General features: G+C 70.8%; 10 protein-coding genes and 1 pseudogene. 7 read left to right on the forward strand and 4 right to left on the reverse strand.

What is annotated here, in order from left to right:
* Positions 1–60: 60 nt before the first annotated feature.
* On the reverse strand, positions 61–1,500 hold the full coding sequence (locus ACN9M0_RS03245) for an RICIN domain-containing protein (protein ID WP_366035347.1): 1,440 nt from the start codon (positions 1,498–1,500) through the stop codon (positions 61–63).
* A gap of 429 nt (positions 1,501–1,929) precedes the next feature.
* On the opposite strand from ACN9M0_RS03245, the gene ACN9M0_RS03250 reads away from it, so the two are divergent.
* Positions 1,930–2,925, forward strand: a complete 996-nt coding sequence (locus tag ACN9M0_RS03250; RefSeq protein WP_426403076.1) for a LacI family DNA-binding transcriptional regulator — start codon at positions 1,930–1,932, stop codon at positions 2,923–2,925.
* A 97-nt stretch (positions 2,926–3,022) separates the two neighbouring features.
* Here the strand turns inward: ACN9M0_RS03250 and ACN9M0_RS03255 are convergent, their stop codons facing one another.
* Complete coding sequence (locus tag ACN9M0_RS03255) at positions 3,023–4,021, reverse strand: LacI family DNA-binding transcriptional regulator (protein WP_366035642.1); 999 nt, start codon at positions 4,019–4,021, stop codon at positions 3,023–3,025.
* A 272-nt stretch (positions 4,022–4,293) separates the two neighbouring features.
* On the opposite strand from ACN9M0_RS03255, the gene ACN9M0_RS03260 reads away from it, so the two are divergent.
* The 6 genes from ACN9M0_RS03260 (at position 4,294) to ACN9M0_RS03285 (ending at position 11,445) form a co-directional block, all read left to right on the forward strand.
* On the forward strand, positions 4,294–5,220 hold the full coding sequence (locus ACN9M0_RS03260; protein ID WP_426403077.1) for a carbohydrate ABC transporter permease: 927 nt from the start codon (positions 4,294–4,296) through the stop codon (positions 5,218–5,220).
* A 4-nt stretch (positions 5,221–5,224) separates the two neighbouring features.
* Positions 5,225–6,178, forward strand: a complete 954-nt coding sequence (locus ACN9M0_RS03265; RefSeq protein WP_366035349.1) for a carbohydrate ABC transporter permease — start codon at positions 5,225–5,227, stop codon at positions 6,176–6,178.
* A 74-nt stretch (positions 6,179–6,252) separates the two neighbouring features.
* Complete coding sequence (locus ACN9M0_RS03270) at positions 6,253–7,593, forward strand: ABC transporter substrate-binding protein (RefSeq protein ID WP_366035350.1); 1,341 nt, start codon at positions 6,253–6,255, stop codon at positions 7,591–7,593.
* Between the two features lie 147 nt (positions 7,594–7,740).
* Positions 7,741–9,492, forward strand: coding sequence for a beta-galactosidase family protein (locus ACN9M0_RS03275; protein WP_366035351.1), 1,752 nt, complete (start codon positions 7,741–7,743; stop codon positions 9,490–9,492).
* Positions 9,493–9,691: 199 nt separating this feature from the next.
* Positions 9,692–9,856 (forward strand): DUF4389 domain-containing protein, encoded by a 165-nt coding sequence (locus tag ACN9M0_RS03280; RefSeq protein ID WP_426403078.1) that lies wholly within the window; start codon positions 9,692–9,694, stop codon positions 9,854–9,856.
* A 221-nt stretch (positions 9,857–10,077) separates the two neighbouring features.
* Positions 10,078–11,445, forward strand: coding sequence for an MFS transporter (locus ACN9M0_RS03285; RefSeq protein WP_366035352.1), 1,368 nt, complete (start codon positions 10,078–10,080; stop codon positions 11,443–11,445).
* Positions 11,446–11,503: 58 nt separating this feature from the next.
* Here ACN9M0_RS03285 and ACN9M0_RS03290 read toward each other — a convergent pair whose 3' ends face one another.
* Positions 11,504–11,755 (reverse strand): PucR family transcriptional regulator, encoded by a 252-nt coding sequence (locus ACN9M0_RS03290; RefSeq protein WP_399695716.1) that lies wholly within the window; start codon positions 11,753–11,755, stop codon positions 11,504–11,506.
* Positions 11,729–11,827 (reverse strand): annotated as a pseudogene (locus ACN9M0_RS03295) (PucR family transcriptional regulator); the annotation flags it as partial. The gene ACN9M0_RS03290 and the pseudogene ACN9M0_RS03295, both read right to left, overlap by 27 nt.
* Positions 11,828–11,852 lie beyond the last annotated feature (25 nt).

Raw genomic sequence — 11,852 nt, forward strand, 5'->3', positions numbered from 1 at the left:
CGAGGACGGGGCAGGCCACGACGCGGGGCCGGGGCCTGCCCGATGCGGTCCGGGCCGCGGTCAGGCGGCCGTGCGGAGCCACTTCTGGTTGGCGCCGCTGTTGCAGCTCCACTGGATGAGGGGCGTGCCGTCGCTCGTGGACGTGTTGGTGACGTCGAGGCACTTGCCGCTCTGGACGGCGGACAGCTGCACGGTGCTGCCGGAGCCGCCCACCTTCCACTGCTGGGCGGCCGTGCCGTTGCAGGAGTACTGGACGATCGCCGCGCCGTCGGCGTTCGACCCGTCGCGGGCGGCGAGGCACTTGCCGCTGTACCGGGCCACGATCTGCACCCGGCCGCTGCCGGCGGACTTCAGCCAGAACTGCTGGTTGACGCTGTGGGCGCAGCTCCACTGGATGAGGGCGGCGCCGTCGGCGGTGGAACGGTCGGCGACGTCGGCGCACTTGCCGCTGTGCGAGGCGGTCAGCGTCTCCCACGTTCCGAGGCCCTGCACCGTGCCGGCGGCCGTGTCCACGGTGATCTGCGGGTAGTAGTCCATGGTCATGGTGGTGTCGGTGGGGAACTTCAGCGGGAGCCAGACGTACTGGGAGTCCTGGACCGTGCCGCCCATGGAGTTGCCCCAGCGGTCGCCCATGTAGAGGTACGAGGTGCCGGAGGTGCCCTGGACGGGGAGGACGTACGCGGTCTGGGTCCCGTACGTGTTCCAGTCGCCGATGTCCTGCAGGCCGCTCCAGGTGCCGGTGACGCTGGTGGCGGTGCCGTACTTCTGCTGGTTGGGTCCCCAGCCGGTGGCGCCGGAGGTGAGCAGGAAGTAGACGCCGTCGCGCTTGAACATCGCGGGTGCCTCCCGCGACTGCCCGGCCCACAGCTTCTGCACCTGCGCCGCGATGTCGGTGTAGTCCGGGGTCAGTCGGTAGACGTGCAGGTCGGCGTTCTCGTTCGCGGCGGAGATCATGTAGCCGGTGCCGTCGGTGTCGACGAACGTGGTGATGTCCCGGGACATGTTGCCGAGCGGACGGAAGCTGCCGCGCCAGGTGTAGTCGCCGTCGACGGTCGAGGAGACCGCGACCGCGGCCCGCGCCTCGGAGTAGTCGGAGGCGCTCCCCTCCTTGTGCATCCACATCACGAACTGGCCGGTCGAGGCGTTGTACATGACCTTGGGACGCTCGATGTTGGCGCCCTGGAGCTCCGGATCGGTCGCCTGGCTGAGAACGTGGTTGCGGAACTCCCACGTCTTCAGGTCCGTCGAGCGGTAGGCCGAGACGTACCGGAAGCTGTTGTCGGCGTTGCGGTCTTCGCCGAACCAGTAGTAGTACGAGCCGACCTTGACGACCCCGCCACCGTGGGCGTGGACGGGGTCGCCCGCCGGGTCGGTGAACTGGGTGGCGTTGGTGACGGTCACGGTCGCGGCATGGGCCGTGCCGGCGGTGCCCAGCAGGGACAGGAGAACGGCACAGAGCGCAGTGAGCACGGTGGCCGTTCCCGAGGATGTGCGTCGCATGATCGCGTACCTCGCGGTCGGGGGGGTGTCTGGCGTGGCGGACGGGGCAGGCGGGGGCGTACCTCCGGTGCGGGTGCCTGCGGCTGCGGCTGCGGGGAGCGCGCTCGTGGGAGCGCATGCCGAACAGGAGGCGGTCGCCGGAGGGGCCCGGCGTCACCGACGGAAGGTGGTCACCCCGTTACAGGAAGGTGTCGCCTTGTCGTGTTCGCGTTAACACGAGTGCTTGGGACGAGAGTGTGGGAGGGGCGGCAGGGGCTGTCAAGGATTCGGACGCGATCCACCGAAGTTTGACCGGCTGCTATGTTTACGCCAACATCGAGGGCCGCCCGCACGGGCGGCCCTCGATGTCCGAGGACGGAAGGTCATGCGATGGCGACGGACAACAGAACACGGTCGCCCCGCTCACGACCGGCCCGCCAGTGGCCGTCCATGGCGGACGTCGCCACGATGGCGGGCGTCTCCTCGCAGACGGTCTCCCGGGTGGCGAACAACCGGCAGAACGTCGACTCCGCCACCCGCGAGAAGGTGCTCTCCGCCATGCAGACGCTCGGCTACCGCCCCAACACGGCGGCCCGCGCGCTGGTCACCGGCCGTTTCGGGGCGCTGGGCGTGGTCAGTTTCGACGTGGGCGCGCACGGCAACGCCCGTACGCTCGGGGCGATCGCCGACGCCGCTCGCGAGGCCGACTTCTCCGTGAACTTCATGGGTGTACGGGCCCAGACCGAGGCCGCCGTGCGCCATGCGTTCCAGCACCTGATGCTGCAGTCCGTGGACGGCATCGTGCTGATCGAGTCACAGATGCTCGACACCCCGTCGCTGCGCCTGCCGCCGTCGATGCCGGTGGTCGTCGCCGACGGCGACACCGGCCACCGCTACCCCAACGTCGACTTCGACCAGGCCCACGGCTCCCACAGCGTCGTCTCCCACCTGCTCGGCCTCGGCCACCGTACGGTCCGGCACCTCGCCGGCCCGCCCGACTCCTTCGCCGCGCGCCGGCGCGCCGAGGCCTGGCAGCGGACCCTGACGGACGCGGGCGCGCCCGTCCCACCGGTGATGTACGGGGACTGGTCGGCGAGGTCGGGGTACCGGGCCGGCCTCGACATCGCCCGGCGGCCGGAGGTGACGGCCGTCTTCGCCGCGAACGACCAGATGGCGATGGGTCTGATGCGCGCCCTGCACGAGGCGGGCAAGAGCGTGCCCGGCGACGTCAGCGTGGCCGGTTTCGACGACATCGCCGAAGCCGCGTACCTCCATCCGCCCCTGACGACGGTGCACCAGGACTTCGAGGTGGTCGGCAAGCACTGCGTCGCGCTGCTGCTCGACCAGATCGAAGGCCGTACGGACGGACCGCGCCGCAGGGCGGTGGAACCCGTCCTCGTGGTGCGTTCGAGCACGGCTCCGCCGCGGCCGGGCGCCAGGGCCTGAAGCCGTCCCGTCCGCGCCGCCACCCGCGGGCCGGCCGCGCAACTCCCCCGCCCGGAAAGCCGATTCGCCTTCCGCCCTGCTCTCCGGCCGTGCGGTCTCAGCGCTCCCGCCCGCGCGGACCGGGGGACGCCGTGCTGTCCCGTTCCACCAGGGTGGTCGCCACGAGCTGCACCCCCGTCACCGTCTCGCCCGCCAGCTCCCGCAGGACGGCGTCGACGCACAACGCTCCGACCTCGGCGAAATCCTGACGGATCGTCGTCAGCGGCGGGATGAAGGACGCCGCCTCGGGGACGTCGTCGAAGCCGACGACGCTGACGTCCTCGGGGACGCGCACGCCCCGGTCGTGGAAGGCCCGCAACACCCCCAGCGCCATCTGGTCGTTGGCCACGAACACCGCCGTGCAGGAGTCCTCCTCGGCGAGCCTCAGGCCCGCCTCGTAACCCGACTCGGGGGCCCAGTCCCCGCGCAGCACGGGAGGCACGGGGCACCCCTCCTCGCGCAGCGTCGCCTCCCACGCCTCGGCGCGACGGCCTGCGGCGAAGGACTCCTCCGGGCCCGCGACGTGCCACACCGTGCCGTGGCCGAGCCCGATCAGGTGCCGGACCGCGGAGCGGGCGCCCTGCCGCTGATCGGTGTCCACCACCGGGAAGCGTCCTGTGGCGTCCGAGTCCACGACGACCACCTTGACGTGCGGCGGCAGGGTGAGGGCCATGGCGTCCAGCAGGTGCACCTCCATGATCAGTACGACGGCGTCGACCGCCAGCTCGTCGAGGCGGGTGAACGCCCCCTTGACGTTCTCCTGCGTGGGCGCGTCGAGCGGGATGAGGGTGACCGCGTAGCCGGCGCGGGACGCCGAGCCGGTGACGGCATCCAGCGTGCGGACGTTGCCCGTGCTGGTGAGCCCTCCGATGATGACGCCGATGGCCCGGAAGTCACCACGCTTCAGGGCGCGGGCCGCACTGTTGGGGCGGTAGCCCAGCTCCTTCATCGCGTCGAGGACCCTCTGGCGGGTCGCCTCGATGACGGCCGCGTCGCCGTTGGAGACGCGGGACACCGTCTGCGAGGAGACCCCCGCGCGCTGGGCGACGTCCGCCATGGAGACGCGGCGCGGTCTGGTTCGCGTCCCCCGTCGGCCGGCGCCCTCGGCCGCCGGCCGGCCGGTCGCGTTCTGTTCAGTCACTCGAATCCCTCTCATTCACTGCCAGTTCGTGCTTGACGGCCCCCAGCGGGAATGTCACCATCACATTACCGATGATTGCGTAAACATTCCTCGTCGGTCAGCCTCTCACCGGGGCGGTTCCCGGCCACAGGCCCCACCCCTTCGCTCCCCGTCTCCCGACCGCTCGGTCATCGACGCAAGGAACCACCATGACGCTCCTGTCGACGTCGGCACAGGCGGCCCCACCGCCTCGCCCACGAGCCCGTTTCCGCCTCCGCAAGGAAGCCTGGGTGGGATGGGGTTTCGCCGGCCCGTTCGTCGCGGTCTTCGGCCTGGTGTTCCTGGCGCCGATCGGTTACGCCCTCTACCTGAGCTTCTTCCGGGACCGGCTCATCGGCGGCACGTCCTTCGTCGGCCTCGACAACTACACCGAGGCGCTCACCGACCCCCGCTTCTGGGAGGGACTGACCCGGGTCGGACTCTTCCTCCTGGTCCAGGTGCCGGTCATGCTCGGCATCGCCCTCCTCGTCGCCCTCGCGATCGACAGCGGGCGGCTGTACGGCACGGCGTTCTTCCGGGTCTCGATCTTCCTTCCGTACGCGGTCCCCGCCGTCGTCGCCAGCCTGATCTGGGGCTTCATGTACGGCACGCAGTTCGGGCTCGTCGGCAACGTCGACGACGCCTTCGGAGTCGCTCTCCCGGACCCGCTGTCGCCGTCCCTGGTCCTCGCCTCCCTCGGCAACATCGTGACCTGGGAGTTCGTCGGCTACAACATGCTCATCTTCTACTCCGCCCTCAAGGTCGTCCCCCGCTCGCTGTACGAGGCCGCGGCGATCGACGGCGCCGGCGAGTGGCGGGTGGTGCGCTCGGTGAAGCTCCCGGCCATCCGCAGCGCCCTCGTCATCGCCACGATCTTCTCGATCATCGGCAGCTTCCAGCTCTTCAACGAGCCGAGCATCCTGCAGAAGCTCGCACCCAACGCCATCACCAGCGACTTCACCCCGAACCTCTACACCTACTCGCTGTCCTTCGCCGGGCAGCAGCACAACTACGCGGCGACCGTCGCGATCGTGATGGGCGTGATCACCGCGATCATCGCGTACACGGTCCAGCCGCGCGGCATGCGGAAGGGCTGAGCCGATGACCACCCCCCTCACCACCGCCACGGCCGGAGGCCCCGCCGACACGCCCCGGCCGGCCCCCGCCCGGGCCTCCGCCGCGAAGCGCAAGCGCCTCCCGCACACGCCGCTCCACCCCCGCCCCAGCATCCCGCTGACCCTCGTCACCGGTCTCGTCCTCGTCTACACCCTGCTGCCACTGGCCTGGCTGCTGATCAACGCCACCAAGGACCAGAAGGGCCTGCTCGACTCCTCCGGACTCTGGTTCGCCGACGACGTCAACCTGTGGGACAACATCACCCGCACCCTCACCTACGACGACGGCGTCTTCGTCCGCTGGTTCCTCAACACCCTGCTGTACGTCTTCGCCGGCGCGGGCGGCGCCACCGTGCTGGCGGTCCTCGGCGGCTACGCCCTCGCCAAGTACGACTTCCCCGGCCGCAAAGCGATCTTCGCGGTCGTCATCGGAGCCGTCGCCGTCCCCGGCACCGCCCTCGCGGTGCCCACCTTCCTCATGTTCAGCGGAATGGGCCTGACCAACACCCCGTGGGCGGTCATCATCCCGTCGCTGATCTCCCCCTTCGGCCTCTACCTCATGTGGGTCTTCGCCGCCGAGGCCGTCCCCACAGAACTCCTGGAGGCCGCGCGCATCGACGGCTCCGGGGAGCTCCGCACCTTCCTCCGGATCGCCCTGCCCCTGCTGACGCCCGGCATCGTCACCGTCCTGCTGTTCTCGATGGTCGCGACCTGGAACAACTACTTCCTGCCGCTGATCATGATCAAGGACCCCGACTGGTACCCGCTCACCCTCGGACTGAACGCCTGGAACGCCCAGGCCCAGACCGCCGGCGGCGAGGCCGTCTTCGACCTCATCATCACCGGCTCCCTCCTCACGATCGTCCCGATCGTCGCCGTCTTCCTCCTCCTCCAGCGGTACTGGCAGTCCGGCCTGGCCGCCGGCAGCGTCAAGGAATGACGGCCCCCACCTGATCCGCCGCCTTCCCTCCCCGAAGTCCCTCCCTCCTCACCCCACCGACCAGGAGCACCTTCATGCGCACGCACACCGCCCGCAGACTGCTCGGCGCACTCGCCGCACTCACCACGTTCACGCTGACCGTCACGGCCTGCGGTTCCGACGCCTCGGACGCGGGGGCCTCCGACAGCGGCCCGAAGGACGTCGCGGCCGCACTGGAGAAGGGCGGCAAGGTGACCGTGTGGGCCTGGGAACCCACCCTGAAGAAGGTGGCGGAGGACTTCGAGAAGAAGTACCCCAAGGTCGACATCGAACTCGTCAACGCCGGCACCGGCGACAAGCAGTACACCGCCCTGCAGAACGCCATCGCGGCCGGCTCCGGCGCCCCCGACGTCGCCCAGGTCGAGTACTACGCCCTCGGCCAGTTCACCACCGGCAAGACCGTCGAGGACCTCTCCCCCTACGGCGCCCAGCGGTACGCCACCAGCTTCACCACGGGCCCGTGGACCGCGGTCACCGAGGACAAGGCGATCTACGCCCTGCCCATGGACTCCGGCCCGATGGCGTTCTTCTACAACAAGAAGGTCTTCGACAAGCACGGCGTCAAGGTGCCGACCACCTGGGACGAGTACGTGGAGGCCGCCCGCACCCTCCACAAGGCCGACCCGAAGCTGTTCATCACCAACGACACCGGCGACGCCGGCGCCACCACCAGCCTCATCTGGCAGGCCGGCGGCCGCCCCTACAAGACCCAGGGCACCGACGTCACCATCGACTTCGGCGACGAAGGCGCCCAGAAGTACACCGGCACCTGGCAGAAGCTCCTCGACGAGAAGCTCCTCGCGCCCGTCAGCTCCTGGAGCGACGCCTGGTACAAGGGACTCGCCGACGGCTCCATCGCCACCCTCTCCATCGGCGCCTGGATGCCCGCCAACTTCACCTCCGGCGTCGCCTCCGCCTCCGGCGACTGGCGCGTCGCCCCCCTCCCCCAGTGGACCAAGGGCGACAAGACCAGCGCCGAGAACGGCGGCAGCTCCCTCGCCATTCCGAAGGCCGCCAAGAACAAGGAACTCGCCTACGCCTTCACCGAGTTCGCCACCACCGGCACCGGCGCCGGCAGTCGCGTCGCCGCCGGAGCCTTCCCCGCCACCCGCGCCGACCTCGAATCCGAGGCGTTCCTCAACACCGAGTTCCCCTACTTCGGCGGCCAGCGGGCCAACCAGATCTTCGCCGAATCCGCCCGCAACGTCGGCAAGGACTGGTCCTACCTGCCCTTCCAGGTCTACGCCAACTCCGTCTTCAACGACACCGCCGGCAAGGCCTACGTCTCCCCCACCAAGCTCTCCGACGGCCTCAAGGCCTGGCAGGACGTCAGCGTCAAGTACGGCAACGACCAGGGCTTCACCGTCAACAAGTAGGCCCGTGCACCGCGGGGCGGAGCCGCGTCGCGCCTCCGCCCCGCGCGCCCGTGGGCAGGGATCGCCACACCCTGCGTGTTTGCGCAAACGCCTTGAGGCTACGTCCAGGCCCCGCACGACCCCTTCACGTACAGGAGCACACAGCGCATGCCCGATCTCCAGATGGACCAGGCCGGATTCCTGCTCGACGGCCGGCCCTTCCGCTTCCTGTCCGGCGGACTGCACTACTTCCGTGTCCACCCCGGCCAGTGGCAGGACCGGCTCCGCAAAGCCCGGCTCATGGGACTCAACACCGTCGAGACCTACGTCCCCTGGAACCTCCACCAGCCCCGCCCCGACCGCTTCGTACTGGACGGCGGACTGGACCTCCCCCGATTCCTCGAACTCGCCGCCGCCGAGGGCCTGTACGTGCTGCTCCGGCCGGGCCCGTACATCTGCGCCGAATGGGAGGGCGGCGGTCTGCCCTCGTGGCTGCTCACCGAGCCGGACATACGGCTGCGCTCCCGCGACCCCCGGTTCCTGGCCGCGGTGGACGACTTCTTCGACCGCCTCCTCACCCCGCTCCGGCCGTACCTCGCCTCACAGGGCGGCCCGGTCCTCGCCGTACAGGTGGAGAACGAGTACGGCGCCTACGGCGACGACACCGCCTACCTGGAACACATCGCCGACTCGCTCCGCCGCTGCGGCGTCGACGTCCCCCTCTTCACCTGCGACCAGCCGGTCGACCTGGAGCGGGGCGCCCTGCCCGGCGTCCTCGCCACCGCCAACTTCGGCAGCCGCTCGGCCCACCACCTGACCGCTCTGCGCGCGCAGCGCCCCGAGGGGCCGCTGATGACGACGGAGTTCTGGATCGGCTGGTTCGACCGCTGGGGCGCCCGCCACGTGGTCCGCGACCCCGACGACGCCGCCCGCGAGCTGGACGAGGCCCTCGCCACCGGCGCCTCGGTCAACCTCTACATGTTCCACGGCGGCACCAACTTCGGCTTCACCAACGGCGCCAACGACAAGCACACCTACCGCCCCACCGTCACCTCCTACGACTACGACGCCCCGCTCGACGAGGCCGGCGACCCGACGCCGAAGTACACCGCGTTCCGCGACATCATCGCCAAGTACGCGCCCGTGCCGAGCGGTCCCGTCCCCGCTCCGGGCACCAAGCTGGCCGTCCCGGCGGTCGCGTTGACGGAGAGCGCCGAGCTGCTGCCGAGCGCGGCCACGCCGGCACCGGCCATCGACTCCCGGCGGCCGCTGACCATGGAGGAGTTGGAGCAGGACTTCGGCTTCGTCCTCTACGAGACCACCCTGACCCTGCGCGGCCCCGCGCTGCTGGAGATCGAGCAGGTCCGCGACCGCGCCCAGGTCTTCGTCGACGGACAGCCGGTGGGCGTCCTGGAGAGGGAGAACCACGAGCACGCGCTGTCCTTCACGGCCCCCCGTGCCGGCAGCGTGCTCTCGATCCTGGTGGAGAACCAGGGTCGGGTGAACTACGGCCAAGGCATCCACGACCGCAAGGGGCTTCTCGGCGCGGTCCTCGTCGACGGCGTCGAGCCGTCGTCCTGGACGAACCGGTCGCTCCCGCTCACCACGCCGGCGGACGTTCCCTTCTCGGCCACCACGACGACCCCGGTCGGCCCGGCCTTCCACCGGGGCACCTTCGAGGTCACCGAGCCGGCCGACACCTTCCTCCACCTCGACGGCTGGACCAAGGGCAACGCCTGGGTCAACGGCTTCGCCCTCGGCCGCTACTGGTCCCGCGGCCCCCAGCGCTCGCTCTACGTCCCGGCTCCCGTCCTTCGCCCCGGGACGAACGAGATCGTCGTCCTGGAACTCCACGCCGGCCCCCGGGCCCGCACCGTCGACCTCCGCGACACGCCCGACCTCGGCCCCACGGAGGAGTAGACGAACCCGCCTCCGCTCCGCCCTCCCGGCACCCGGGAGGACGTTCCGCCGTTCCCGGCCCGCCTGCGCACGCGGGCGGGAACCGGCGGGCCCGTGCCCGCCGCGACCGCGCTCGTCTTCTTCACCGGCGGCATGCGCGCCGGGGGGCTGGTGGAGCGGCGGCCTGGTCACCCGGCTCGCGCTCTTCGCCGGCTTCGCCGTGGCCTTCACCGACCGGTATCCGCGTGACCTGTTCGACCTGATCACCGGACTGAACCGCTGGGTCCTGCGCGTCGCCGCCTACGCGAGCCTGATGACGGACGCCTACCCGCCCTTCCGCCTCGACCAGGGCGGCACCGAGCCGGACTCGGACGCCGTCCGCTGACCGCGCCGCCCGGCGCGCCGGAGGTGGTCCGTCGGTGCGGGCGGCGAACGCGGTGCCGATCGGGCAGGTTGGCCAGCACCCAGTCGGCCCGGCCTCTCATAGCAGCGGAGCGCACTCCAGCGCCCTGAACTATGGTGTCCCACCACATACGCCTCTGACCTGCGCCTTCCTACGGTGTGGCGACACCGAAACGTCCCCGCACATGCCTGGAAGTGGTGCACATGGCCGCCGCAACAACCGCTCCGACGCCACCCGGATCCCTCAAGCGCATCGTCGCCGCCAGCCTGATCGGCACGACCATCGAGTGGTACGACTTCTTCCTGTACGGGTCGGCCGCCGCCCTCGTGTTCAACAAGCTGTTCTTCCCGGAGTCCGATCCGCTGGTCGGGACGCTGCTGTCGTTCCTGACCTACGCGGTCGGCTTCGCCGCACGGCCGCTGGGCGCGCTGGTCTTCGGGCACTACGGGGACCGGCTCGGGCGGAAGAAGCTGCTGGTCCTGAGCCTGCTCATGATGGGCGGGGCGACGTTCGCGATCGGGCTGCTGCCGACGTATGCCACCGTGGGGTCCGCCGCCCCGGTGCTGCTCACGGCGCTGCGCCTGGTACAGGGCTTCGCGCTCGGCGGTGAGTGGGGCGGCGCCGTCCTGCTCGTGTCCGAGCACGGGGACGCGAAGCGGCGCGGGTTCTGGGCCTCCTGGCCGCAGACCGGGGCGCCGGCCGGGCAACTGCTCGCGACGGGTGTGCTGTCCGCGCTGACCGCGCTGCTCTCGGACGCCGCCTTCGCCTCCTGGGGGTGGCGCGTTCCCTTCCTGCTCTCCGGCGTCCTGGTGGTCGTCGGCCTGTGGATCCGGCTCTCGGTCGACGAGTCACCGGTCTTCAAGGCGGCGCTCGCCGCCGCCGAGGAGCGCAAGGCGGTCGCCGGACAGGCCGAGAAGATGCCGCTGGTCGCGGTGCTGAAGCATCACTGGCGGGACGTGCTGATCGCGATGGGCGCCCGCATGGCGGAGAACATCTCGTACTACGTGATCACCGCGTTCATCCTCGTGTACGCGACGACCCAGGTCGGCCTGAGCAAGCAGACCGCCCTCAACGCCGTCCTCATCGCCTCCGCCGTCCACTTCGCCGTCATCCCCGCCTGGGGCGCGCTCTCCGACCGGATCGGCCGCCGCCCCGTCTACCTGGTCGGCGCGGTCGGCGTCGGCGCCTGGATGTTCCCGTTCTTCCTCCTGATCGACCACGGCGGCTTCGGCTCGCTGCTGCTCGCCGTCACGGTCGGTCTGGTCCTGCACGGGGCGATGTACGCGCCGCAGGCCGCCTTCTTCTCCGAGATGTTCGCGACCCGGATGCGCTACTCGGGCGCCTCCATCGGTGCCCAGTTCTCCTCCGTGGCCGCCGGGGCCCCCGCGCCGCTCATCGCGACCGCGCTCCTCGCCGACTACGGCAGCTCGACCCCGATCGCCCTGTACGTGATCGCCGCCGCGCTGCTCACGGTCGTCGCGATCGCCTGCGCCCGCGAGACCCGGGACCGGGACCTCGGCGAGACCGACGAGCGGACCGCCGAGGACGCCCGCGTCCGCGCCGACGTCTGATCCGCCTCGCGAAGCCCTGTGCCCCGCTCATCATGAGCGGGGCACAGGGCCTTGTGCGTCACTTCCCGGTGACCGCGTCCGAGAGGGCGTGCAGGCGCAGTGCCAGCTGGATCTCCAGGGCGCGGGCCGGGGACTGCCAGTCGGGGCCGAGGAGCCGGCCGACGCGCTCCAGGCGCTGGGCCACCGTGTTGACGTGGACGTGGAGTTCGTCCTTGGTGCGGGCCGGGCTCATGCCGCTGGCGAAGTACGCGTCCAGGGTGCGGACCAGGTCGGTGCCGCGGCTCCGGTCGTACGCGACGACCTGCCCGATCGTCCGGCCCACGAAGCCGTCGATGTCCCGGCCGTCGGCGAGGAGGAGGCCGAGGAAGCCGAGGTCCTCGGCGGCCGCGCCCTGGCCCGAGCGGTGC

Source organism: Streptomyces sp. R-07 (assembly GCF_049913175.1).
GTDB lineage: Bacteria > Actinomycetota > Actinomycetes > Streptomycetales > Streptomycetaceae > Streptomyces.

Bases quoted from the DNA above. Each gene is read 5' to 3' on its own strand.
- ACN9M0_RS03245 (WP_366035347.1), bottom strand. From the start codon at position 1,500: ATGCGACGCACATCCTCGGGAACGGCCACCGTGCTCACTGCGCTCTGT.
- ACN9M0_RS03250 (WP_426403076.1), top strand. From the start codon at position 1,930: ATGGCGGACGTCGCCACGATGGCGGGCGTCTCCTCGCAGACGGTCTCC.
- ACN9M0_RS03255 (WP_366035642.1), bottom strand. From the start codon at position 4,021: ATGGCGGACGTCGCCCAGCGCGCGGGGGTCTCCTCGCAGACGGTGTCC.
- ACN9M0_RS03260 (WP_426403077.1), top strand. From the start codon at position 4,294: ATGACGCTCCTGTCGACGTCGGCACAGGCGGCCCCACCGCCTCGCCCA.
- ACN9M0_RS03265 (WP_366035349.1), top strand. From the start codon at position 5,225: ATGACCACCCCCCTCACCACCGCCACGGCCGGAGGCCCCGCCGACACG.
- ACN9M0_RS03270 (WP_366035350.1), top strand. From the start codon at position 6,253: ATGCGCACGCACACCGCCCGCAGACTGCTCGGCGCACTCGCCGCACTC.
- ACN9M0_RS03275 (WP_366035351.1), top strand. From the start codon at position 7,741: ATGCCCGATCTCCAGATGGACCAGGCCGGATTCCTGCTCGACGGCCGG.
- ACN9M0_RS03285 (WP_366035352.1), top strand. From the start codon at position 10,078: ATGGCCGCCGCAACAACCGCTCCGACGCCACCCGGATCCCTCAAGCGC.